This is a genomic window from Mesorhizobium sp. M9A.F.Ca.ET.002.03.1.2 (assembly GCF_003952365.1).
GTDB lineage: Bacteria > Pseudomonadota > Alphaproteobacteria > Rhizobiales > Rhizobiaceae > Mesorhizobium.
This window is the reverse complement of the sequence record NZ_CP034443.1, coordinates 5,372,243-5,395,906: the sequence shown is the minus strand read 5'-3', so window position 1 is coordinate 5,395,906 and position 23,664 is coordinate 5,372,243. Positions and strand designations below refer to the sequence as shown.

24 protein-coding genes and 1 riboswitch are annotated in these 23,664 nt (G+C 62.8%); of the genes, 21 read left to right on the top strand and 3 right to left on the bottom strand.

The window, feature by feature from the left end; genetic code table 11:
- Positions 1-9: 9 nt before the first annotated feature.
- The 3 genes from cobW to EJ066_RS26140 all read right to left on the bottom strand — a co-directional run bounded on the left by cobW (position 10) and on the right by EJ066_RS26140 (position 2,949).
- Positions 10-1,047 (bottom strand): cobalamin biosynthesis protein CobW, encoded by a 1,038-nt coding sequence (gene cobW / locus EJ066_RS26150; protein ID WP_126042831.1) that lies wholly within the window; start codon positions 1,045-1,047, stop codon positions 10-12.
- On the bottom strand, positions 1,044-1,478 hold the full coding sequence (locus EJ066_RS26145) for a DUF1636 family protein (protein ID WP_126042830.1): 435 nt from the start codon (positions 1,476-1,478) through the stop codon (positions 1,044-1,046). Before EJ066_RS26145 ends, cobW begins: the two co-directional genes overlap by 4 nt.
- 37 nt (positions 1,479-1,515) lie before the next feature.
- A riboswitch (cobalamin riboswitch) is annotated at positions 1,516-1,720 on the bottom strand.
- A 29-nt stretch (positions 1,721-1,749) separates the two neighbouring features.
- Positions 1,750-2,949, bottom strand: a complete 1,200-nt coding sequence (locus EJ066_RS26140) for a winged helix-turn-helix domain-containing protein (protein WP_126042829.1) — start codon at positions 2,947-2,949, stop codon at positions 1,750-1,752.
- 335 nt (positions 2,950-3,284) lie between these two features.
- Here EJ066_RS26140 and EJ066_RS26135 point away from each other — a divergent pair, with 335 nt between their 5' ends.
- The 21 genes from EJ066_RS26135 (at position 3,285) to EJ066_RS26035 (ending at position 23,414) form a co-directional block, all read left to right on the top strand.
- Positions 3,285-3,650, top strand: coding sequence for an NADH-quinone oxidoreductase subunit A (locus EJ066_RS26135; RefSeq protein WP_023798850.1), 366 nt, complete (start codon positions 3,285-3,287; stop codon positions 3,648-3,650).
- Complete coding sequence (locus EJ066_RS26130) at positions 3,641-4,222, top strand: NADH-quinone oxidoreductase subunit B (protein WP_027156092.1); 582 nt, start codon at positions 3,641-3,643, stop codon at positions 4,220-4,222. The genes EJ066_RS26135 and EJ066_RS26130 overlap by 10 nt, the downstream gene beginning before the upstream one ends.
- Before the next feature lie 8 nt (positions 4,223-4,230).
- Entirely contained in the window at positions 4,231-4,833 is a 603-nt protein-coding gene (locus EJ066_RS26125) for an NADH-quinone oxidoreductase subunit C (protein ID WP_126044049.1), read from the top strand.
- A gap of 49 nt (positions 4,834-4,882) precedes the next feature.
- Complete coding sequence (locus EJ066_RS26120) at positions 4,883-5,260, top strand: four helix bundle protein (protein WP_126042828.1); 378 nt, start codon at positions 4,883-4,885, stop codon at positions 5,258-5,260.
- Between the two features lie 66 nt (positions 5,261-5,326).
- A complete protein-coding gene (locus EJ066_RS26115) occupies positions 5,327-6,517 on the top strand; it encodes an NADH-quinone oxidoreductase subunit D (RefSeq protein WP_126042827.1) in 1,191 nt (396 codons plus the stop codon).
- A complete protein-coding gene (locus EJ066_RS26110) occupies positions 6,514-6,894 on the top strand; it encodes a hypothetical protein (protein ID WP_126042826.1) in 381 nt (126 codons plus the stop codon). The genes EJ066_RS26115 and EJ066_RS26110 overlap by 4 nt, the downstream gene beginning before the upstream one ends.
- On the top strand, positions 6,894-8,213 hold the full coding sequence (locus EJ066_RS26105; RefSeq protein ID WP_126042825.1) for an NADH-quinone oxidoreductase subunit E: 1,320 nt from the start codon (positions 6,894-6,896) through the stop codon (positions 8,211-8,213). Before EJ066_RS26110 ends, EJ066_RS26105 begins: the two co-directional genes overlap by 1 nt.
- A 10-nt stretch (positions 8,214-8,223) precedes the next feature.
- Complete coding sequence (gene nuoF, locus EJ066_RS26100; RefSeq protein WP_126042824.1) at positions 8,224-9,528, top strand: NADH-quinone oxidoreductase subunit NuoF; 1,305 nt, start codon at positions 8,224-8,226, stop codon at positions 9,526-9,528.
- 126 nt (positions 9,529-9,654) lie between these two features.
- Positions 9,655-10,350 carry an NADH-ubiquinone dehydrogenase gene (locus EJ066_RS26095; RefSeq protein ID WP_126042823.1) on the top strand — a complete coding sequence of 232 codons (696 nt, stop codon included), beginning with the start codon at positions 9,655-9,657 and terminating at the stop codon, positions 10,348-10,350.
- Between the two features lie 74 nt (positions 10,351-10,424).
- Positions 10,425-12,506: an NADH-quinone oxidoreductase subunit NuoG gene (gene nuoG / locus EJ066_RS26090; protein ID WP_126042822.1), complete on the top strand. Its 2,082-nt coding sequence runs from the start codon at positions 10,425-10,427 to the stop codon at positions 12,504-12,506.
- Positions 12,507-12,508: 2 nt separating this feature from the next.
- Positions 12,509-13,552, top strand: coding sequence for an NADH-quinone oxidoreductase subunit NuoH (nuoH, locus tag EJ066_RS26085; protein ID WP_126042821.1), 1,044 nt, complete (start codon positions 12,509-12,511; stop codon positions 13,550-13,552).
- Positions 13,552-14,043: an NADH-quinone oxidoreductase subunit NuoI gene (nuoI, locus tag EJ066_RS26080; RefSeq protein ID WP_126042820.1), complete on the top strand. Its 492-nt coding sequence runs from the start codon at positions 13,552-13,554 to the stop codon at positions 14,041-14,043. The genes nuoH and nuoI overlap by 1 nt, the downstream gene beginning before the upstream one ends.
- Positions 14,044-14,208: 165 nt before the next feature.
- The gene (locus EJ066_RS26075) at positions 14,209-14,829 is read left to right on the top strand and encodes an NADH-quinone oxidoreductase subunit J (protein ID WP_126042819.1); all 621 of its coding nucleotides are present in this window, start codon (positions 14,209-14,211) and stop codon (positions 14,827-14,829) included.
- Position 14,830: 1 nt separating this feature from the next.
- Positions 14,831-15,139 carry an NADH-quinone oxidoreductase subunit NuoK gene (gene nuoK / locus EJ066_RS26070; protein ID WP_126042818.1) on the top strand — a complete coding sequence of 103 codons (309 nt, stop codon included), beginning with the start codon at positions 14,831-14,833 and terminating at the stop codon, positions 15,137-15,139.
- A gap of 11 nt (positions 15,140-15,150) precedes the next feature.
- The gene (nuoL, locus tag EJ066_RS26065) at positions 15,151-17,124 is read left to right on the top strand and encodes an NADH-quinone oxidoreductase subunit L (RefSeq protein ID WP_126042817.1); all 1,974 of its coding nucleotides are present in this window, start codon (positions 15,151-15,153) and stop codon (positions 17,122-17,124) included.
- Positions 17,124-18,629 (top strand): NADH-quinone oxidoreductase subunit M, encoded by a 1,506-nt coding sequence (locus EJ066_RS26060; RefSeq protein ID WP_126042816.1) that lies wholly within the window; start codon positions 17,124-17,126, stop codon positions 18,627-18,629. Before nuoL ends, EJ066_RS26060 begins: the two co-directional genes overlap by 1 nt.
- Before the next feature lie 18 nt (positions 18,630-18,647).
- Positions 18,648-20,084 carry an NADH-quinone oxidoreductase subunit NuoN gene (gene nuoN / locus EJ066_RS26055; RefSeq protein WP_126042815.1) on the top strand — a complete coding sequence of 479 codons (1,437 nt, stop codon included), beginning with the start codon at positions 18,648-18,650 and terminating at the stop codon, positions 20,082-20,084.
- Positions 20,085-20,088: 4 nt separating this feature from the next.
- A complete protein-coding gene (locus EJ066_RS26050) occupies positions 20,089-20,910 on the top strand; it encodes a biotin--[acetyl-CoA-carboxylase] ligase (RefSeq protein ID WP_126042814.1) in 822 nt (273 codons plus the stop codon).
- Between the two features lie 35 nt (positions 20,911-20,945).
- Positions 20,946-22,616 (top strand): ribonuclease J, encoded by a 1,671-nt coding sequence (locus EJ066_RS26045; RefSeq protein ID WP_126042813.1) that lies wholly within the window; start codon positions 20,946-20,948, stop codon positions 22,614-22,616.
- Positions 22,617-22,728: 112 nt separating this feature from the next.
- The gene (gene mce / locus EJ066_RS26040) at positions 22,729-23,133 is read left to right on the top strand and encodes a methylmalonyl-CoA epimerase (RefSeq protein ID WP_126042812.1); all 405 of its coding nucleotides are present in this window, start codon (positions 22,729-22,731) and stop codon (positions 23,131-23,133) included.
- Entirely contained in the window at positions 23,130-23,414 is a 285-nt protein-coding gene (locus tag EJ066_RS26035; RefSeq protein ID WP_126042811.1) for a DUF1467 family protein, read from the top strand. Before mce ends, EJ066_RS26035 begins: the two co-directional genes overlap by 4 nt.
- The last annotated feature ends 250 nt before the right edge of the window (positions 23,415-23,664 follow it).

Genomic DNA, 23,664 nt, shown 5'->3' with positions numbered 1-23,664 from the left:
TGCCTGAGGTCAGCCGGCGAGAATACGCTCAATCGCCGGGCGGTTCAGCCCTTTCAGGCCGATGACGACGAGGCGCGAGCGACGGTCGTCCTCAGCGGTCCAGGCGCGGTCGTAATAGTGATTGACGCGCGGACCGACGGCCTGGAGCAAGAGCCGCATCGGCTTGCCGCCAACCTCGACGAAACCCTTGACGCGCAGCACGTTTTCTTCTTCCGCCGCAGTGGCGACGCGCAAGGCCAACTCGTCTGGATTGGCGATCGACGGAATATCGATAACGAATGAGTCGAAATCGTCGTGCTCGTGGTCGAGCTCGTCGTCGTGATGGGTCTTGCGGTTCTCGATGTCGTCCTCGACGGCAAGGCCGAGGCCGAGCAGCACAGAGGGATCGACCTTACCTTGCGAGGTCGGCACGATCTTGACGGCGCGCGCAGCGTGCTCGCCGATGATGGCGTTGGCGCGGGCCGAGCCGGCGGCGTCCATCAGGTCGCTCTTCGACAATATGATCAGGTCGGCGCAGGCGAGCTGGTCCTCGAACACCTCCTCGACCGGATCGTCATGGTCGAGCGTGTCGTCCTGCGCGCGCTGCGCCTGCAGGGCGTCCATGTCGTTGGCGACGCGGCCTTCGGCCAGCGCCGGTCCGTCGACCACGGCAATAACGCCATCGACCGTCACCCGGCTCTTCACCGTCGGCCACTGGAAGGCCTGAACCAGCGGCTTCGGCAAAGCGAGGCCCGAGGTTTCGATAAGGATATGGTCGACCCTCGGCGTCAGCGACAGGATCTGGTCGAGCGCCGGGACGAAATCGTCGGCGACGGTGCAGCAGATGCAGCCATTGGCCAGTTCGACGACGTTTTCCTCTGGGCAGGTGTCGATGCCGCAGCCTTTCAGGATCTCGCCGTCAATGCCAACGTCGCCGAACTCGTTGACGATGATGGCCAGCCGCTTGCCCCCGGCGTTTTCGAGCAGATGGCGGATCAGCGTCGTCTTGCCGGCGCCGAGGAAGCCGGTGACGACTGTGCAGGGCACGCGGGAGACGGAAGCGGTCATGTCAGGTCCTTCAAAAGGTCGAGGGAAGGGATGCGGGCGATGAGGCCACGCTTCAGGCAGTCGGGGCGGCCGCGCCATGGAATGAGACCGTCCGTCGAGGTGGCGAAGAGCTTTGCGCCAGCGACGAGATCGGCGCCGCTGGTCACGGTCAGGTCGCCGAAGACGTAACTCCAGCAGCCCTCGCGCAAAATCGCCGCGCTCAGTCGGCGCTTGCAGTTGCCGAGGCATTCGACCGTGCGGATGCGGATATCTTCGCCTGATGCGGCGCGGCGCGTGTCTTCGGCAAGCAATTCGCCGGCGCGGGGATGACCGTCGGAGCCGGTCTCGTCGCGGCAGGAGGCGCAGACGATCACGGTGACGCCGGCCAAGGCATCACAATCGCGGGACAATACGCCCGCTGTCTCAGCCGAAAAACTGCTGTCGCGTTCCAAATCAGGCTCCTTGCCCGGAAAACCCGCCAGGCGATCGGATTCTTAAGTCCTAGACGGCAGGTCTCCTGGCTCGCGAGTCGTCGCCTTGGTGCCGCCTTCCCGGGACCATCCCAGTGGTTTTCGGCCTTGGCTCGTCGCTTACAGTTGCGGGGACAGCCGCGGATTTGAAATCGAGATTTCGCACCGCATTCCCTCTTGGCTCCTCCCTTTGCCGAGAGGAGACCGTCTGAACCGGATTTAGGCTTGTGGAGGCAGGCGTGTCAACGCATGGTTACGACGCGGCGATGTCGGCCAGCGCCGAACCCAGGTCTCCGGCCGGTGTCACCTCGATGCGTTCGAGACCGAGCCAGCCCTGCATTTGTTTCAACTCCTCGAAAAGTTCGGCGGCGGTTTGCGGCGGGGCGCCGGGCTCGGCATAGGCGGCATGGACGCGCAGCACGCCGGCGGGGCGGTCGGCCTTGAGGTCGACGCGCGCCACGATCCTTTCGCCGAGCAGGAACGGCAGCACATAATAGCCGTACTGGCGCTTTTCGGCAGGGGTATAGATCTCGATGCGATAGCGGAAGTCGAACAGTCGTTCCGCGCGCGCCCGCTCGAAGACGACCGGATCGAACGGGGCGAGCAGCGCGCGTGCCTCGATCCTGCGCGGAAAACGGGCGTCCTTGTGAAGATAGGCTGTTTTGTCCCAGCCTTCGACGCGCACCGGCAAAAGATCGCTTGCGTCGACCAGTTCCTCGATCCGGCCCTTGATGTCAGCGGGAGAGAGGCGGAAGTAGTCGCGCAGGTCGCCCGCCGTCGCGACGCCGTGGGCTCGCGCGGAAATGCGCAGCAATTCGCGGTGCGCATCCTCAGGGGAGGGCACCGGCAAGCTGAGTATCGCCGGCGGCAGCACGCGCTCCGGCAGATCATAGAGCCGCTCGAAGCCACGACGCGACGCCGTGGTGATACGGCCAGCCCAGAACAGCCATTCGAAAGCGTGCTTGGCGTCGCTCCAGCCCCACCAGCCGCCCGAGCCCTTCTGGCCTTCGAGGGCGGAGGCGGCAATCGGGCCGCGCGACACAACCTCGCGGTAAATATCTTCAATGTAGGCGGCGCGTTCGCGCCCCCACTTGGCCAGCCCGTTATACATTTCCTCGCCGCGCTCGGCCCGCTCCATGCGCCAGCGCATCAGGGGATAGGTTTCGACCGGCAGAAAGGACGCTTCGTGCGCCCAGTATTCGAAGACCTTGCGCTTGCGCGTCACGGCGGCGTTGTCGAGCAGCGCGAGCGGGTAGGGGCCAAGCCGCGAATAGAGCGGCATATAGTGGGCGCGCACCACCGCGCTGACGGAATCGATCTGCAGCAGGCCGGTCCGGCCAAGCACACGGGCCAGATGGCGGCGATCAGGCGTGCCGTTCGGCCTGACATCGGTAAAGCCCTGTGCGGCAAGCGCGATGCGCCGGGCCATGGCGAGCGAGATTTTTTCCTTCATACAGACGGCACTCTGTTGGCGTTCGATCAAAGGTAGAGCGATGATTCCGCGCCATGCTAGCAGGGTTTTGGCGGCATCCATGTCAGGAGAGAAAAGTGGAGTAAAAAGTGAAGGAAATCAAACAGGAGCGGATCGGACCAGTTTATCCGGATATGCCGTCCAGCACCCATGTTTTGAACAAGGTTTGACTTGCTTCGCCGAAAGCCCTGCGCTAACCCTCGCCGCGTTGCAGCATAGAGCCCCCTAAAACGGTTCAGTGGTTAAACTGTCACGCTTCCGCAAGTGGGTCCGGTGCTGTAATCAGAGTGGATTGGCCGCCAACGGAAAGCTGCAGCATGAACGCATTGTTGAGTTCGTACCTGCCCATCGTCCTGTTCATCGGCGTGGCGCTGGTCGTCGGCCTGGCGCTGCTTGCCGCGCCGTTCCTGGTGGCTTACCGCAATCCCGATCCGGAAAAGCTTTCCGCCTATGAGTGCGGCTTCAACTCGTTCGACGACGCCCGCATGAAGTTCGACATCCGCTTCTACCTGGTGTCGATCCTGTTCATCATCTTCGATCTGGAGGTGGCCTTCCTGTTTCCGTGGGCGGTGTCCTTCAGCCAGATCGGCATGCTCGGTTTCTGGTCGATGATGGTGTTCCTGGCGGTGCTGACCATCGGCTTTGCCTATGAATGGAAGAAAGGAGCGCTGGAATGGGATTGAGCGACAATTCCGGCACGCTCGTCGCGCCGAAGCCAAAAGGCATTCTCGACCCCAGCACCGGAAAGCCGGTGGGGGCGAATGATCCCTTCTTTCTCGAAATCAACAACGAGCTTGCCGACAAGGGTTTTCTCGTCACCTCGACCGAGGCGTTGATCACCTGGGCGCGCAGCGGCTCGCTGATGTTCATGACCTTCGGTCTTGCCTGCTGTGCGGTCGAGATGATCCATACCTCGATGCCGCGCTATGACTCGGAGAGGTTCGGTGTTGCTCCTCGCGCGTCTCCGCGCCAGTCCGACATCATGATCGTCGCCGGCACGCTGACCAACAAGATGGCGCCGGCGCTGCGCAAGGTCTACGACCAGATGCCGGAGCCGCGCTACGTCATCTCGATGGGCTCGTGCGCCAATGGCGGCGGCTACTACCACTATTCCTATTCGGTGGTGCGCGGCTGCGACCGCGTCGTGCCGGTCGATATCTACGTGCCCGGCTGTCCGCCGAGTGCGGAAGCGCTGCTCTACGGCATCCTTCTGTTGCAAAAGAAGATCCGCCGCACCGGCACGATCGAGCGGTGAGCGGGATGATGAAGCTGTCGTTGAATGAACTCTCGACCTATCTCGGCGAGAAGCTGAGCGGCCGGATCGGCGATGCGGTGTTTGCCTATGGCGAACTCACCATCTCTGTCGAGCCGCGCGATCTGATCGAGGTGGTCACCTTCCTGCGCGACGATAAAAACTGCCAGTTCATCTCGATCATCGACGTCTGCGGCGCCGATTATCCGTCGCGGGCCAAACGCTTCGACGTCGTCTATCATCTGCTGTCGCCGAAGCAGAATATTCGCGTCCGCATCAAGGTCCAGGCCGACGAGGAGATCGTGGTGCCGTCGATTACCGGCGTTTATCCCGGCGCCGACTGGTTCGAACGCGAAACCTACGATCTCTATGGCGTGCTGTTTTCGGGCCATCCCGATCTCAGGCGGATTCTGACCGATTACGGCTTCGAGGGTCATCCGCTGCGCAAGGATTTCCCGCTGACCGGCTTCGTCGAGGTGCGCTACGACGACGAAGCCAAGCGGGTCATCTACGAGCCGGTGGAATTGAAGCAGGAATTCCGCAATTTCGATTTTCTGTCTCCGTGGGAAGGTACGGATTACGTGCTTCCGGGGGATGAAAAGGCAAAACAGTGAGTAGGGAAGTAGTCAGTAGGGAAGTAGTCAGTAGTCAGTAGGGAAGGAATTGGAAAAGCGGATCGAATCTTATCGCGACCTGAAGGTGTGGCAATCGGCAATGGTGCTCGCTGAGGATTGTTATCGCCTCACGAAAAGGTTTCCGAAAGACGAGATTTACGGCATGACCTCGCAGATGCGCCGATCGGCGGTTTCGATCGCGGCCAACATCGCTGAAGGATACGGCCGAGAAAACAGGGGTTCGTTCGTTCAATTTCTGCGCATGGCGCAGGGCTCGTTGAAGGAACTGGAAACGCACATATTGTTGGCATGCCGGGTTGGCCTGCTGCAAAGGGACAATGAGATCGAACTGCTGCTGCGATGCGAAGAGATTGGAAAAATGACGAGATCTCTTATTCGAACAGTGCAGGCCAAGCAGGCGGAATGAAGCAGGCATTGAGATTGATGATCACTACTCACTACTCACTACTGACTCTTCGCCAGAGGCAGCAGAATGGCTGAAACCTCCGTCCGCAACTTCAACATCAATTTCGGGCCGCAACACCCTGCGGCGCATGGCGTTTTGCGCCTCGTGCTGGAGCTCGATGGCGAAGTCGTCGATCGCGTCGATCCGCATATCGGGCTTCTGCATCGCGGCACGGAAAAGCTGATCGAGCACAAGACCTATCTGCAGGCCGTGCCCTATCTCGATCGGCTCGACTATTGCGCGCCGATGAACCAGGAGCATGCCTTCGCGCTCGCCGCCGAGCGTCTGCTCGGCATCGAGGTGCCGAAGCGAGGCCAGATCATCCGCGTGCTCTACAGCGAGATCGGCCGCATCATGTCGCACATCCTCAATGTGACGACGCAGGCGATGGATGTCGGCGCGCTGACGCCGCCTTTGTGGGGCTTCGTCGAGCGCGAAAAGCTGATGGTGTTCTACGAGCGGGCCAGCGGCTCGCGCATGCATGCGGCCTATTTCCGACCGGGCGGCGTCCATCAGGATCTGCCGCAGAAGCTGGTCGAGGACATCGGCAAGTGGATCGATCCGTTCCTGAAGTCGATCGACGATCTCGATGCGCTGCTCACCGGCAACCGTATCTTCAAGCAGCGCAACGTCGACATCGCCACCGTCTCGCTGGCCGATGCCTGGGCCTGGGGTTTTTCCGGCGTCATGGTGCGCGGTTCCGGCGCTCCTTGGGATCTGCGCAAGTCGCAGCCTTATGAATGCTATGCCGAGATGGATTTCGACATTCCGGTCGGCAAGAACGGCGATTGCTACGATCGCTATCTCGTGCGCATGGAAGAGATGCGCCAGTCGGCCAAGATCATGCGCCAGTGCGTCGACCTTTTGCTCGGCAAGGAAGGCAGCGGCCCGGTGTCGAACCTCGACGGCAAGGTGGTGCCGCCGAAGCGTGCGGCGATGAAACGCTCGATGGAAGCGCTGATCCATCACTTCAAGCTCTACACCGAGGGCTACCGCGTGCCGGCGGGCGAGGTCTATGCGGCGGTCGAAGCGCCGAAGGGCGAATTCGGCGTCTACATGGTCTCCGACGGCACCAACAAGCCCTATCGCTGCAAGCTGCGCGCGCCCGGCTTTGCCCATCTCCAGGCCATGGATTTTCTTTGCCGCGGCCACATGCTGGCCGACGTCACCGCCGTGCTTGGCTCCCTCGACATCGTTTTCGGGGAGGTCGATCGTTGAAGGCGTCGAACGCCCTATACGCTGCGGCCGGTCTTGCGGCAGGTGTTGCCGGGATGGGCGCTGTTGCTGCCTGGGGTAGTTCGGCCCAGGCCTACCGCGTGTCATGCCGGCCCGAGGGCGTAAAGACTGCCGTCGCCTGTTCGGTTGCCACCGAAGGCAAGTTCTGGAACTCGGATTCCGGTGTTTACATCAACGCGGAAGCAAACTTTCCGGATTGGAAGACCGCACTCGGTGGGAGCTGCTCTGATCGATACCGGGAATATTGGGACTACGTAGACGCCACGTGGACGAAGGTGGAAGGCAAGGACTCCGAGGCCATCTTAGTCCGCTCGGATCCTCGTTTTTACTTCGACTGCTACAACAGAGTTGAAAACTAATGTCAGTCCGCCGTCTCGCAGAAGCCAGCGTCCAGCCAGCCGCCTTCGCCTTCAACCGGGCGAATGCGGCGGCGGCCAAGCAATGGATCAAGAAATATCCGAAGGGCCGCGAGCAGTCGGCGATCATCCCCTTGCTGATGCTGGCGCAGGAGCAGGAAGGCTGGGTGACCAAGGCGGCGATCGAGACGATCTCCGACATGCTCGGCATGCCGTATATCCGTGGGCTGGAAGTCGCTACCTTCTATACGCAATACCAGCTCAATCCGGTCGGCACCCGCGCGCATATCCAAGTCTGCGGCACCACGCCCTGTATGCTGCGCGGCTCGGAAGCGCTGATGGACGTGTGCCGCTCGAAGATCCATCACGACCAGTTCCACACCAACGACAAGGGCACGCTGTCGTGGGAAGAGGTGGAATGCCTTGGCGCCTGCGTCAACGCGCCGATGGTGATGATTTTCAAGGACACGTTCGAGGACCTGACGCCGGAGCGGCTGGCCGAGATCATCGACCTCTATGATGCCGGCAAGGGCGCCTCGGTGACGCCGGGGCCGCAGAACGGCCGTATCACCTCCGAGCCGATCACCGGTCTGACGACGCTGAAGAGCGAAAAGGCAATTTTGAAGACGACTCGCGACAAGGAAGCCAAGGCAGCGGCCAAGGCCGCCAAGGCAGCGCCGGAGGCCATAGTCGCTTCGGTTGCGCAGGCACCGGCTGCCCCCGTTGCGCCGTCGAAAGCCAGCAAGCCGAAGACCGACGCGCCCGAAACAAGCCCGGCGCTGAAGTCGCCTTCGCCGGTCAAGGTGGCGCCGGCGACGGAAAAAGCGGCGAGCGTCGCCGCACCGCGGCATTCGGCGGCCAACGCCAACAAGGCCGCGCCGGAGGTCGAAAAGGTCTCGAAACAGCGCAGCGGTCCCAAGACCAAGGCTGAGCCAGCGGCGGCTTTCAAGGCGCCGGAAGCCAAGGGTGTACAGTTCGGCGCTGCCGGCAAGACGGCCAATGCCAAGACGACCAGTGCCAAGACAGGCAAGCCCTCGCTTGAGGACAAGAACCGCCCGGCCGGCATCGCAAAGCCAGCACTGGTCGACGATCTCAAGCTGATCTCGGGCGTCGGCCCGAAGATCGAAGGCATCCTGCATTCGCTAGGCATCTTCACTTACGCGCAAGTTGCGTCCTGGAAGAAGGCCGAGCGCGAATGGGTCGACGGCTATCTCAGCTTCCACGGCCGCATCGAGCGCGAAGACTGGGTCAAGCAGGCCAAGGCGCTCGCCAAGGGCGGGGTCGCCGAATACATCCGCGTCTTCGGCAAGAAGCCGGTCTGAGGAACGAACAATGCTTCAGGACAGAGACCGCATCTTCAACAACATCTATGGCCGCTTCGACAGGTCGCTGGCTGGCGCGATGGCGCGCGGCGCTTGGGACAACACACCAGGCATCATTGCCAAGGGGCGCGATTGGATCGTCAACGAAATGAAGGCATCGGGCTTGCGCGGACGCGGCGGTGCCGGCTTCCCGACCGGGCTGAAATGGTCGTTTATGCCCAAGCAGAGCGACGGCCGTCCGAGCTATCTCGTCGTCAATGCCGACGAATCCGAGCCCGGTACCTGCAAGGACCGCGATATATTGCGCCATGACCCGCACACGCTGGTCGAGGGCTGCCTGATCGCCGGCTTCGCCATGGGCGCGGTCGCCGCCTACATCTATGTGCGCGGCGAGTTCATCCGCGAACGCGAGGCGCTGCAGCGCGCCATCGACGAGGCCTATGAGGCCAAGCTGATCGGCAAGAACAACATTTCCGGCTACGACTTCGACATCTACATGCACCATGGCGCCGGCGCCTATATCTGCGGCGAGGAAACGGCGCTGCTCGAAAGCCTCGAAGGCAAGAAGGGACAGCCGCGGCTGAAACCGCCATTCCCGGCCAATGTCGGCCTCTATGGCTGCCCGACGACGGTCAACAATGTCGAGTCGATCGCCGTGGCGCCGACCATCCTGCGCCGTGGTGCTGCCTGGTTCTCGTCCTTCGGCCGGCCCAACAATGTCGGCACCAAGCTGTTCTGCATCTCCGGCCACGTCAACAATCCGTGCACCGTCGAAGAGGCGATGTCGATCCCGTTCCGCGAGCTGATCGAGACGCATTGCGGCGGCATTCGCGGCGGCTGGGACAATCTGCTGGCGGTCATTCCGGGCGGCGCTTCGGTGCCGCTGGTGCCGGCGGAGCAGATCATCGACGCGCCGATGGACTTCGATGCGCTGCGCGACCTGAAATCGGGCCTCGGCACTGCGGCTGTCATCGTCATGGACAAATCGACCGATATCGTGAAGGCGATCGCGCGGCTTTCCTACTTCTACAAGCACGAGAGCTGCGGCCAGTGCACGCCGTGCCGCGAAGGCACCGGTTGGATGTGGCGGGTGATGGAGCGGCTGGTGCGCGGCGAGGCGCAAAAGCGCGAGATCGACATGCTGCTCGACGTGACCAAACAGGTCGAAGGCCACACGATCTGCGCGCTGGGCGATGCGGCGGCGTGGCCGATCCAGGGCCTGATGCGGCATTTCCGCGGCGAGGTGGAACGGCGTATCGACGAGTTTTCGCGCAACGCGCACCGGGCGGAGCCGGTGATGGTGGCGGCGGAATAGAGTTTGAACACGGGCAAGTGCCCGGTTCGGGAAATACGGGCGAATGCCCGATTTGAAATACGGGCAAAAGGCCCGATTGAGGAAACAGGCTCGGGGCAAACGGAAGAAACGACCAGGAGATCACCTATGTCGCTCTATTCGAAACCCGATCATTTGATGCCAGATTTGGACCCGTTCGAGAAGATGAACCAGGATCTGACCAGGATGATGCCGAAGGAGATGGCGAGCGCCGTCAATCTCCTGGCGCATCCTGTCGCGGGTGCGGCGGCGATGTCGGCGCTCGGCATCGGGCTTGCCAACCACGCCTTTGGCGTGTGGATGGGGGCGCTCTCGGGCGCGGCCGAGGCCTCGCAGCGGCTTTTCCAGCCGATTGTCGACGATTTCGAGGCCAGGGCCGAACGCTTTTCGGAAACGGGAAAGAGTTCCTCGACCAAGGCGCGCGCGGCGACGAAAACCTTGATCGCCGAGGCGCAGTCCTTCGCCAATGACGTGAATGACATAGCGACGAACAGCATGGATGATGCACCGAGCGTGGCGGATGTGGATGAGGCTGCCGAGCCGACCGGGTTGATGCCCGAGGATTTCAAGCAGCCCAAGGCCATGGACCGTCCGGCAAGGCCGGCCGACCTCAAGGCGATATCGGGCATTGGGCCGAAGCTGGAAAAGGTGCTGAACGGCTTGGGCATCTGGACGTTCGGCCAGATCGCGGCATGGGCACCGGAAGAGATCGCCTGGGTCGACGATTATCTGTCGTTCAAGGGCCGCATCGATCGCGACGACTGGCTTGGCCAGGCGGCGGTGCTGGCCAGGGCCAAACATTGAATTCAATACCGGGCACGGTTTCGGCCGCGCCCGGAAAGAAAGATTGCGGAACGTCCGCAGGGGTTTGAGACGACATGGCAAAGCTCAAGGTCGACGGGAAAGAGATTACTGTACCCGACCACTACACGCTGTTGCAGGCAGCCGAGGACGCTGGCGCGGAAGTGCCGCGCTTCTGCTTCCATGAGCGGCTGTCGATCGCCGGCAATTGCCGCATGTGCCTGATCGAGGTGAAGGGCGGGCCGCCCAAGCCGCAGGCGTCCTGCGCCATGGGCGTGCGCGATCTGCGCCCGGGCCCGAATGGCGAAACGCCGGAAATCTTCACCAACACGCCGATGGTCAAGAAGGCCAGGGAAGGCGTGATGGAATTCCTGCTGATCAACCATCCGCTCGATTGCCCGATCTGCGATCAGGGCGGCGAGTGCGACCTGCAGGACCAGGCGATGGCCTTCGGCGTCGATTCCTCACGCTATCACGAGAACAAGCGGGCGGTCGAAGACAAGTATATCGGGCCGCTGGTCAAGACGATCATGAACCGCTGCATCCATTGCACGCGCTGCGTCCGCTTCACCACTGAAATCGCGGGCATTTCCGAGCTCGGCCTGATCGGCCGCGGCGAGGACGCCGAGATCACCACCTATCTCGAAAGCGCGATGACCTCGGAACTGCAGGGCAATGTCATCGACCTTTGCCCGGTCGGCGCGCTGACCTCCAAACCTTACGCCTTCCAGGCGCGGCCGTGGGAGTTGACCAAAACCGAATCCATCGATGTCATGGATGCCGTCGGCTCGGCGATCCGCGTCGATTCCAGAGGCCGCGAGGTGATGCGCATCCTGCCGCGCACCAACGAGGCGGTGAACGAGGAATGGATTTCCGACAAGACCCGCTTCATCTGGGACGGCTTGCGCACCCAGCGCCTCGACCGGCCATACGTACGCAAGAACGGCAAGCTCGCCCCGGCAAGCTGGGCCGAGGCCTTCGCCGCGATCAAGGAGGCGGTGTCGAACGCGGCGCCCGACAAGATCGGCGCCATATCAGGCGATCTCGCCGCAGTCGAAGAGATCTATGCGCTGAAGCTTTTGATGGCCTCGCTCGGTTCGAAGAACACCGACTGCCGCCAGGATGGCGCAGCACTCGATCCGTCGCTCGGCCGGGCCAGCTATATTTTCAATCCGACCATCGAGGGCATCGAGCAGGCCGATGCGGTGCTGATCATCGGCGCCAATCCGCGCTTCGAGGCGTCCTTGCTCAACGCCCGCATCCGCAAGCGCTGGCGGGTCGGCAACCTGCCGGTCGGCGTCATCGGCGAGATCGGCGACACGCGCTACGACTATGAGCAGCTCGGTGCCGGACCGGAATCGCTGAAGGATCTGGCCGACGGCAATGGCAAGTTCTTCCAGGTGCTGAAGAAGGCGACGCATCCGCTCGTTATCGTCGGCCAGGGCGCGCTGGCGCGTCCGGACGGTGCGGCCGTGCTCGGCCAGGCGGCGAAGCTCGCCGCCGCCGTCAATGCCGCGAGAGCCGACTGGAACGGCTTTGCCGTGCTGCACAATGCGGCGGGACGCGTCGGCGGTCTCGATGTCGGCTTCGTGCCGGGCGCGGGCGGCAAGAACGTCGCCGGCATGCTGGGCGATATGGACGTGCTGTTCCTGCTCGGCGCCGACGAGATCGACATGGCCAAGATCGGCGGCGCCTTCGTCGTCTATATCGGCACGCATGGCGACCATGGCGCACACCGCGCCAACGTCATCCTGCCGGGCGCCGCCTATACCGAAAAATCGGGCACCTACGTCAACACCGAAGGCCGCGTACAGCAAACCAACCGTGCCGGCTTCGCGCCGGGCGATGCACGCGAGGACTGGGCGATCCTGCGGGCGCTGTCGGATGTGCTTGGCAAGAAACTGCCGTTCGATTCGCTGCCGCAGCTTCGCGCAAAACTCTATTCGGAATTTCCGCATCTCGCCCGCATCGACCAGGTCGCGGCCGGCAACGCCGACGATGTCGCCAAGGTGGCGAAGCTCGGCGGGCGGCTGAACAAGGGCAGCTTCACCTCGCCGGTCAAGGATTTCTACCTGACCAATCCGATCGCGCGGGCTTCCGCCGTGATGGCGGAGTGCTCGGCGCTGGCGAAAAACGGCTTCAGGCAGGCGGCGGAATAAGCATGGACACCTTCTTCTCCTTCTACGTGCTGCCGGCGCTGATCATCCTGTTGAAGTCGGTCGTGCTGATCGTCGTGCTGTTGATCTTCGTCGCCTACATCCTGTATGCCGACCGCAAGATCTGGGCGGCGGTGCAGTTGCGCCGCGGCCCGAACGTCGTCGGCCCATGGGGCACGCTGCAGGCTTTCGCCGACCTTCTGAAGTTCGTGTTCAAGGAGCCGGTGATCCCGTCCGGCGCCAACAAGGGCGTTTTTCTGCTGGCGCCGCTGGTGTCGGCGGTGCTGGCGATCTCGGCCTGGGCGGTGATCCCGGTCAACGACGGCTGGGCGATCGCCAACATCAATGTCGGCATCCTCTATGTCTTCGCCATCTCCTCGCTCGAGGTCTATGGCGTGATCATGGGCGGCTGGGCGTCCAACTCGAAATACCCGTTCCTCGGCGCGCTGCGCTCGGCCGCGCAGATGGTGTCCTACGAAGTCTCGATCGGTTTCGTCATCGTCACCGTGCTGCTTTGCGTCGGCTCGCTCAACCTTTCCGACATCGTGCTGTCGCAGCAGGACGGGCTGGGCACGCGGGTTGGCCTGCCCAACACCTTCCTCGACTGGCATTGGCTGTCGCTGTTCCCGATGTTCGTCATCTTCTTCATCTCGGCGCTGGCCGAGACGAACCGCCCGCCTTTTGACCTTGTGGAAGCCGAATCGGAACTCGTCGCCGGCCATATGGTCGAGTATTCGTCGACGCCGTTCCTGCTGTTCTTCCTGGGCGAATATGTCGCCATCGTGCTGATGTGCGCGCTGGCCACCATCCTGTTCCTCGGCGGCTGGCTGCCACCCTTCGACTTCGCCCCCTTCACCTGGGTGCCGGGTCTGATCTGGTTCGTGCTCAAGGTCTGCCTGGTGTTCTTCATGATCTCCATGGTGAAGGCCTTCGTGCCGCGCTACCGCTATGACCAGCTGATGCGGCTCGGCTGGAAGGTCTTCCTGCCGATCTCGCTGGCGATGGTGGTGATTGTCGCCGCGTTCCTCAAGATCACGGGGTTTGCGTGATGTCCGCTCTATCCCAAGCCGCAAAATCGCTGCTGCTGCAGGACTTCGTCGGCGCCTTCTTCCTGTCGATGCGCCAGTTCTTCGCGCCGAAGGAGACGATCAACTATCCGCATGAGAAGGGGCCGGTGAGCCCGCGCTTCCGCGGCGAGCATGCGCTGCGCCGCTATCCCAATGGCGAGGAACGCTGCATCGCCTGTAAATTGTGCGAGGCGATCTGCCCGGCCCAGGCCATCACCATCGAGGCCGGCCCGCGCCGCAACGACGGCACGCGCCGCACCGTGCGCTACGACATCGATATGGTGAAGTGCATCTATTGCGGCTTCTGCCAGGAGGCCTGCCCGGTCGACGCCATCGTCGAGGGGCCGAATTTCGAATTCGCGACCGAGACGCGCGAGGAACTTTACTACGACAAGGACAAGCTGCTGGCCAATGGCGACCGCTGGGAGCGCGAACTGGCGCGCAACATCTCGCTGGATGCGCCGTACCGATAGGATAGCTCTCTTCGCCCCGTAAACGGGCAGCAGGAAACGGAATGACGCATGGACGGGGCGAGGGGCCTCGTTTAAGGAACACGCGGCTTCGGCGCCGAAGGCGACGAAGCCAGAGATAACGAACAGGACGAACGTCCTGTTTGGCCAGGAAACCCGGGGGAACCCATGCTGAATGGATTAGAGGCGGCCTTTTTCTACCTCTTCGCCTTTATCGCGGTGGCGTCGGCGTTCATGGTCATTTCGGCGCGCAATCCCGTGCATTCAGTGCTGTTCCTGATCCTGACCTTCTTCAACGCCGCCGGCCTGTTCATGCTGACCGGCGCCGAATTCCTGGCGATGATCCTGCTCGTCGTCTATGTCGGCGCGGTCATGGTGCTGTTCCTGTTCGTCGTCATGATGCTCGACGTCGATTTCGCCGAAATGAAGGAAGGCGCCCTGCAATACGCGCCGATCGGCGCGCTGGTCGGGCTGATCCTGGCGGCTGAACTGATCGTCGTCCTCGGGGGCTATACGTTCGCGCCGCAATTGGCGGCGACGGTTTCGAAACCCATGCCGGACCTTGTCGCGCGCTCGAACACGGCAGCGCTCGGCGATATCCTCTACACGGACTACCTCTACTATTTCCAGATTGCAGGCCTTGTGCTGCTGGTCGCCATGATCGGCGCCATTGTGCTGACGCTGCGCCACAAGCCGGGCGTCAAGCGGCAGTCGATATCGGCCCAGGTCGGCCGCACGCCGGCGACTGGAATGGAAATCCGCAAGGTCAAGACGGGCGAAGGAATCTGAGATGACCGTCGGCATCGCGCACTATCTCACCGTATCGGCGATCCTGTTCACGCTCGGCGTGTTCGGCATTTTCCTGAACCGCAGGAACATCATCGTCATCCTGATGTCGGTCGAGCTGATCCTGCTTGCGGTCAACATCAATTTCGTTGCCTTCTCGGCAGCACTCGGCGATCTCGTCGGTCAGGTCTTCGCGCTGTTCGTGCTGACGGTCGCGGCGGCTGAAGCGGCGATCGGCCTCGCCATTCTCGTCGTCTTCTTCCGCAACCGCGGTTCGATCGCGGTCGAAGACGTGAACATGATGAAGGGTTGACGGAAACCACCATGTATCAGGCCATCGTCTTCCTTCCTCTGCTCGGCTTCCTGATCGTCGGCCTGTTCGGCACGTCGCTCGGCGCCAAGGCGTCCGAATACATCACCTCCGGCTTGCTGGTGATATCAGCCGTGCTGTCGTGGGTCGCCTTCTTCTCGGTCGGCTTCAGCGAGGGCGAGGTGTTCACCGTGCCGGTGCTGCGCTGGATCCAGTCGGGCGGGTTGGAGGCCGCATGGGCGCTCAGGATCGACACGCTGACGGTGGTGATGCTGGTCGTCGTCAACACGGTGTCGGCGCTGGTCCACATCTACTCGATCGGCTACATGCATCACGACCCGAACCGACCGCGCTTCTTCGCCTATCTGTCGCTGTTCACATTCGCCATGCTGATGCTGGTGACGGCCGACAACCTCGTGCAGATGTTCTTCGGCTGGGAAGGCGTCGGTCTCGCCTCCTACCTGCTGATCGGCTTCTGGTACAAGAAGCCGTCCGCCAATGCGGCCGCGATCAAGGCCTTCGTCGTCAACCGCGTCGGCGATTTCGGCTTCGCGCTCGGCATCTTCGGTGTGTTCGTGCTGTTCGGCTCGGTCAATCTCGGCACCATCTTCGCCAATGCGGCGACGTTCATCCCGGCCGAAGGCGCACCACAGGGTGCTGCCGTATTGACCTTCCTCGGCTATGCGCTCGACAAGCAGGCTGCGATGACCGTCGTCTGCCTGCTGCTGTTCATGGGCGCCATGGGCAAGTCGGCCCAGGTGCCGCTGCACACCTGGCTGCCGGACGCCATGGAAGGCCCGACGCCGGTCTCGGCACTCATCCATGCCGCCACCATGGTGACGGCCGGCGTGTTCATGCTGGCGCGGCTGTCGCCGCTGTTCGAACTGTCGCATTCGGCGCTGATCGTGGTCACCTTCATCGGCGCCTTCACCGCCTTCTTCGCGGCGACCGTCGGCCTCGTCCAGAACGACATCAAGCGCGTCATCGCCTATTCGACCTGCTCGCAGCTCGGCTACATGTTCGTGGCGCTCGGCGTCGGCGCCTATGGCGCGGCGATCTTCCATCTGTTCACGCATGCCTTCTTCAAGGCGCTGCTGTTCCTCGGCTCGGGCTCGGTGATCCACGCCGTCTCCGACGAACAGGACATGCGCAAGATGGGTGGCCTGAGGACGCTCATCCCGAAGACCTACTGGATGATGGTGATCGGCACGCTGGCGCTGACCGGCGTCGGCATCCCGGTGACGGTCATCGGCACCGCCGGCTTCTTCTCCAAGGACGCGATCATCGAAAGTGCCTTTGCCGCGCACAATCCGGCCGCCGGCCTTGCCTTCGTGCTTTTGGTCGTCGCCGCCTGCTTCACCAGCTTCTATTCCTGGCGGCTGATCTTCATGACCTTCCACGGCCAGCCGCGGGCGAGCCACGAGGTCATGCACCATGTCCATGAATCGCCGCCGGTCATGCTGGTGCCGCTGTTCATCCTGGCGGTGGGCTCGCTGTTCGCCGGCGTGATCTTCCATGGCGCCTTCATCGGCGAGGGCTATGCCGAGTTCTGGAAGGCGTCGCTGTTCACGCTGCCTGATAATCACATCCTGCACGACATCCACGAGGTGCCGTTGTGGGTGAAGCTGGCGCCGTTCGTCGCCATGCTGATCGGTTTTGCGATTGCCTGGCAATTCTACATCCGCGCGCCGGAAATGCCGAAGAACCTGGCGGCGCAGCATCGCGGCCTCTACGCCTTCCTGCTCAACAAGTGGTATTTCGACGAGTTCTACGACCTCCTGTTCGTGCGGCCGGCAAAACGCCTCGGCCGCTTCCTGTGGAAGACCGGCGACGGCACCGTCATCGACGGGTTCGGTCCGGACGGGGTTTCGGCGCGCGTCGTCGACGTCACCAATCGGGTCGTCAAGCTGCAGACCGGCTACCTCTATCATTACGCCTTCGCCATGCTGATCGGCGTTGCCGCACTCGTCACCTGGATGATGCTCTGATGACCGCCTGGCCGATCCTCTCGCTGGTCACCTTCCTGCCGCTGGTTGGTGTGCTGCTCATCCTGTTCGTTCGTGATGACAGCGAAAATGCCCGCCGCAACATCCGCGCCATCGCATTGTGGACGACGAGCATCACCTTCATCATCTCGCTGTTCATCTGGACCGGCTTCGACAATTCGGAGCCTGGCTTCCAGTTCGTCGAGAAGCTTGCCTGGCTGGATTCCGGCATCTCCTACCACATGGGCGTCGACGGCATCTCCATGCTGTTCGTCATCCTGACCACCTTCCTGATGCCGCTCTGCATCCTGGCTTCGTGGGAATCGATCGAGAAGCGCGTCAAGGCCTACATGATCGCCTTCCTGTTGCTGGAGACGCTGATGATCGGCGTGTTCTGCGCGCTCGACATCGTTTTGTTCTACGTCTTCTTCGAGGCCGGCCTGATCCCGATGTTCATCATCATCGGCGTGTGGGGCGGCAAGCGGCGCGTCTACGCCTCGTTCAAGTTCTTCCTCTATACGCTGGCCGGTTCGGTGCTGATGCTGCTCGCCGTCATGGCGATGTTCTTCCAGTCCGGCACCACCGACATCCCGACGCTTCTGACGCATAATTTCCCGGCCAGCATGCAGACCTGGCTATGGCTCGCCTTCTTCGCGTCCTTCGCGGTGAAGATGCCGATGTGGCCGGTTCACACCTGGCTGCCGGACGCCCATGTCGAGGCGCCGACGGCCGGCTCGGTTATCCTGGCCGCCATCCTGCTCAAGATGGGCGGATATGGCTTCCTGCGCTTTTCGCTGCCGATGTTTCCGATCGCCTCGGAGATGTTCGCGCCGCTGGTCTTCGCGCTGTCCGTCGTCGCCATCATCTACACCTCGCTGGTGGCGCTGATGCAGGAGGACATGAAGAAGCTGATCGCCTATTCGTCGGTCGCCCATATGGGCTTCGTCACCATGGGCATCTTCGCAATGAACCAGGAAGGCGTCCAGGGGGCGATCTTCCAGATGCTGTCGCACGGCCTCGTCTCCGGCGCGCTGTTCCTCTGCGTCGGCGTCATCTACGACCGCATGCACACGCGCGACATCGATGCCTATGGCGGGCTGGTCAACAACATGCCGAAATACGCCACCGTGTTCATGATCTTCACCATGGCCAATGTCGGCCTGCCCGGCACCAGCGGCTTCGTCGGCGAGTTCCTGACCATGCTGGGCGTGTTCCGGGTCAACACCTGGGTGGCGTTCTTCGCCGCCACCGGCGTCATCCTGTCGGCGGCCTATGCGCTCTGGCTCTACCGCCGGGTGATCTTCGGCGCGCTGACCAAGGACAGCCTGAAAGGCCTGCTCGACCTGTCGGCGCGCGAGAAGGTGATCATCTATCCGCTGGTCGCGCTGGTCATTTTCTTCGGCGTCTATCCGGCGCCGGTCTTCGACGCGACGGCCGAATCGGTCAAGGCGCTCGTCACCAATGTCACCGCATCCATCGGCACCGCGCAGACCGCGGCGGCGAACTGACCGGGAATTTTGCGAACCATGACGCCGGACCTTCTCTCCAGCCTGTCGCTCTCGACGCCAGAGCTGATCCTCGCAATCGGCGCCCTGGCGCTGCTGATGCTTGGCGCCTATTCGCGCGCCAATACGACCGCCACGGTGAGCGGCCTTGCCGTCGCCGTCCTGGTGATCGCAGGCGTCTGGGTGATCTTTTCCACCGGGCAGGGCAGTGCCTATGGCGAAGCCTTCGTCCAGGATCCCTTCGCCCGCTTCATGAAGGTGCTGGCGCTGATCGGGTCGGCGGTGACGCTGGTCATGTCGATGCGCTTCGCCAAGGCGGAGCATTTCGACAAGTTCGAATATCCGGTGCTGATCCTGCTGTGCACGCTCGGCATGATGCTGATGATCTCGGCCAACGGCATGATCGGGCTTTATCTCGGCCTCGAATTGCAGTCGCTGGCGATCTACGTGCTGGCGGCGATCAACCGGGACAATCTGCGCTCGACCGAGGCGGGGTTGAAGTATTTCGTCCTCGGCGCGCTGTCGTCAGGCATGCTGCTTTACGGCATCAGCCTCGTCTACGGCTACACCGGCAACACCGGGTTCCAGGAGATCGCCACGGCGCTGGGCGGCGGCGAGCGCCAGCTTGGCCTCGTCTTCGGCCTGGTCTTCGTGCTGGCCGGCCTCGCCTTCAAGATATCGGCGGTGCCGTTCCACATGTGGACGCCCGACGTCTATGAAGGCGCGCCAACGCCGGTGACGGCCTTCCTCGCCGCGGCGCCGAAGATGGCGGCGATGGCGCTGATCGTGCGCGTCACCATGGGCGCGTTCAAGCCGATTGCCGCCGACTGGCAGCAGATCATCGTCTTCATCTCGATCGCCTCGATGGCGCTCGGCGCCTTCGCGGCCATCGGCCAGACCAATATCAAGCGGCTGATGGCCTATTCCTCCATCGGCCATATGGGCTACGCGCTGGTCGGTCTCGCCGCCAACAGCCAGGCCGGCGTGCGTGGCGTCGCCATTTACATGCTGATCTATCTGGTGATGACGCTCGGCACCTTCGCCTTCATCCTCGCCATGCGGCGCAAGGAAGGCAATGTCGAGCAGATCAGCGATCTCGCCGGCCTGTCGTCGACCAATCCTGTCATGGCGACGATCCTCACCATCCTGATGTTCTCGCTGGCCGGCATTCCGCCGCTCGCCGGCTTCTGGGGGAAGTGGTACGTGTTCCTCGCCGCCATCAACGCCAACCTCTACGCGCTGGCGATCATCGGCGTGCTGGCCTCGGTGGTGGGCGCCTATTACTATCTGCGCATCATCAAGATCATGTGGTTCGACGAACCGATCGGCGGCTTCTTGCCGATGGCGAGCGAGCTTCGCGTCGTGCTCGGCGTCAGTGGCGCCTTCGTGCTGTTCTACGTGCTGATTGGCGGGCCGATCGGCACCTATGCCGAAGCCGCCGCCAAGACCTTCTTCTGACGGGATGGCATTTCGGCTGGCTCCAACAGCGGCGTCGGAAGGGTTCCGGCTCGAAGCACATGACACGGTCGGTTCCACCAATGCGCTGGCGCTGGATCATGCGCGGGCGGGGGATCCGGGAAAGCTCTGGGTCGTTTCAAAAAAACAGGAAAGCGGACGCGGCCGGCGCGGACGGGTCTGGGCGACGCCCGAAGGCAATCTGGCGGCGACGCTGCTGGTGGTTACCAGTGCCGAGCTACGTCTTGCCGCGACGCTCGGCTTCGTCGCCGGACTGGCGCTGGCCGACGCGCTCGACGCCGTCGTGCCGAAGGGCAGGATCGTGATCGGTCTCGACGGCGCCAGCGGTGGGAGGAACCGCTTCGAGCTGAAATGGCCTAACGATGTGCTCGCCTTCGGCGCCAAGCTTGCCGGCATCCTGCTGGAATCGGCGATGCTGGATGGCGACCGCTCCGCGGTGGCAGTCGGCATCGGCGTCAATGTGGTGGCATACCCCCAGGATTTGCCTTATCCCGCGACATCGCTCAGCGCGCTGGGCGCTGCTTGCGATGCCGAGACGCTGTTTCTGGCGTTGTCGGATGCCTGGAGCGAGAATGCGCGGCTGTGGAATGACGGGCGCGGGCTTGGCGCCGTCAGGCGGCGCTGGCTGGCGCGCGCGGCAGGGCTTGGCGGGCAGGTTGCTGTCAGGATTGACGGTAATGTGGTGCGCGGCACGTTCGAGACCATTGACGAGGACTGCCGTTTCGTGATCCGCGACGATGAGGGTTCGGTTCTGACGATCGCCGCCGGCGACGTGCATTTCGGCGCGGTCGCGTCGGCTCAGGTTTGATGGGCTTGGTCCGACCGGCCAGGAAAGGAAAGATCATGGCGAAAGCGGAAAACGCCGAGCTCGTCTTCGTGCCGCTCGGCGGCGTCGGCGAGATCGGCATGAACTTCGCCCTCTATGGCTATGGGCCGGCCAATGCCCGCGAATGGATCGTCGTCGATGTCGGCGTGACCTTTCCCGATGCCAGCCTGCCCGGCGTCGACCTGGTGCTGCCCGACACGCGTTTCATAGAGGAGAATATCGCCAATCTGCGCGGCATCGTCATCACCCATGCGCATGAGGACCATTACGGCGCGCTGCTCGACACATGGCCGAAGCTCAAGGCGCCGGTCTGGATGACGCCGTTCGGCGCCGGTTTGCTGGAAGCCAAGCGGCAGGGCGAGCAGGGCGCGCCGAAGATTCCGTTGACGATCTACCGGGCCGGCGAAAAATTCACCGTCGGCCCGTTCGAGATCGAGGCCATCCCGGTCGCGCATTCGATTCCCGAGCCGATGTCATTGGCGATCACCACGCCGGCCGGCACCGTCATCCACACCGGCGACTGGAAGATCGATCCGGCGCCGACGATCGGGCCGATGACCGACGAGGCCCGCTTCCGCGCCTATGGCGACAAGGGCGTGCTGGCGCTGATCTGCGATTCCACCAATGCGCTGCGGGAAGGCGATTCGCCGTCGGAAGTGGCGGTGGGGGAGGGCCTCAAGGGCGTCATCCAGAGCGCCAAGGGCCGCGTCGCCGTCACCACCTTTTCCTCCAATGTCGGGCGCATCGTTTCCATTGCCAAGGCCGCACGCGATGCCGGACGCCAATGCCTGGTGCTCGGCCGTTCGCTGAAGCGCGTCATCGATGTGGCTGATGAACTCGGCTATATGGACGGGCTGCCCGAGTTCATCGCCGAGGAGGATTTTGGGTTCATCCCGCGCGAAAACCTCGTCATCATCTGCACCGGCAGCCAGGGCGAGCCGCTTGCGGCACTGGCGAAACTGTCGCGCGACGAGATGAAATCGGTGTCGCTGACATCGGGCGACACCGTGGTGTTCTCCTCGCGCACCATCCCCGGCAACGAGAAGGGGATTCTCGAGATCAAGAACCGCCTGATCGATCTCGGCATCAAGATCATCGAGGACGGCGATGCGCTGGTGCATGTCTCCGGCCATCCGCGCCGCAGCGAATTGCGCAAGATGTACGAATGGGTGCGCCCGGAGATCGGCGTGCCGGTGCATGGCGAGGCGGCGCATCTGGTGGCGCAGGGCTCGCTGATGTCGGTGTCCGGCATCGGCCAGGTGGCGCAGGTGCGCGACGGCGACATGCTGCGGCTCTATCCCGGTGCGGCGACGATCATCGACCAGGTGCCGTTCGGCCGCATCTACAAGGACGGCAGGCTGATCGGCACCGACCAGGCGATGGGCATTCGCGACCGGCGCAAACTGTCCTTCGCCGGCCATGTCGCGGTCAATGTCGTGCTCGACGACAGATATGAGCTCGCCGGCGATCCCGACCTGGTCGCCATCGGCGTCGCCGAGGCCGATGGCCGCGGCGAGAGCCTGGAAGACCTGATGATCGATGCGGCAATCGGCGCCGTGGACTCCATCCCCCGTCAGCGCCGAAAAGACCTCGACCTCGTGCAGGAGGCGGTGCGCCGCGCCGTCCGCGGCGCCGCCAATGAAGCGTGGGGCAAGAAGCCGCTGGTGACTGTATTCGTCACGCGGTGACGAATAAGGGAATAGGGGAGTAAGGCAGTAGGGAAGAACGAGTAGTTGCTTTTCTTCAATCTTGTTTTTCCCTACTGCCCTACTCCCTTACTCCCCTAAAGCGGAGCGCTTTATGCTGGGACGCCTGAACCATGTCGCGCTTGCCGTGCCGGATCTGGCCGCGGCGACTGCGGCCTATCGCGATACGCTCGGCGCCCGGGTGACCGCGCCGCAGGCGCTGCCGGAGCATGGCGTGACGGTGGTGTTCGTCGATGTCGGCAACACCAAGATCGAATTGCTGGAGCCGCTCGGCGAAGGCTCGCCGATCGGGGCATTCCTCAAGAAGAACCCCTCGGGCGGCATGCATCATGTCTGCTATGAGGTCGACGACATTCTTGCCGCGCGCGATCACCTCGCAGCCTGCGGCGCCCGTATCCTGGGCGACGGCAACCCGAAGACCGGCGCGCATGGCAAGCCGGTGCTGTTCCTGCATCCCAAGGATTTCTTCGGCACGCTAGTCGAACTGGAGCAAGCATGAGCTGGGTTTCGTTCCTCGCCCTGTTCTTCATCACATGGTGGGTGGTGCTGTTCGCCATCCTGCCGTTCAGCATGAGGACGCAGGACGAGGATGAGGACGTGACGCTGGGCACGGTACCCAGCGCGCCGCGCGGACCGCACATGCTGCGCGCGGCGCTACGAACGACGATCGTCACGATGGTTCTTCTTGGCATCTTCTATGGCGTTACGAGGGGGCTCGGCCTTGGCATCGACGACATACCGCGTATCGTGCCGAACTTCAGCCAGAGACCTGAAAACTAGAGCGCCGGGCACGGCTGTCCACATCCTTCATGTGAGCACCAAACCGGGCAGGAAGCCGACGCGGGTTTTCGAACCCGTTGTGCTGACGTTGCGTAAAGTGATTTGATAATTTGGCGTGCTAACCAAATGATTTGCACAAAAAAAATGCAAGGCACGAGGCCTTGCAATTTAAACGCGTCCGATCTGTTTCCGGTGTCCGGCGGCAGCGAGTAACCGCGCCTAGATCGCATCCTCCCAAGACTTTGACCGC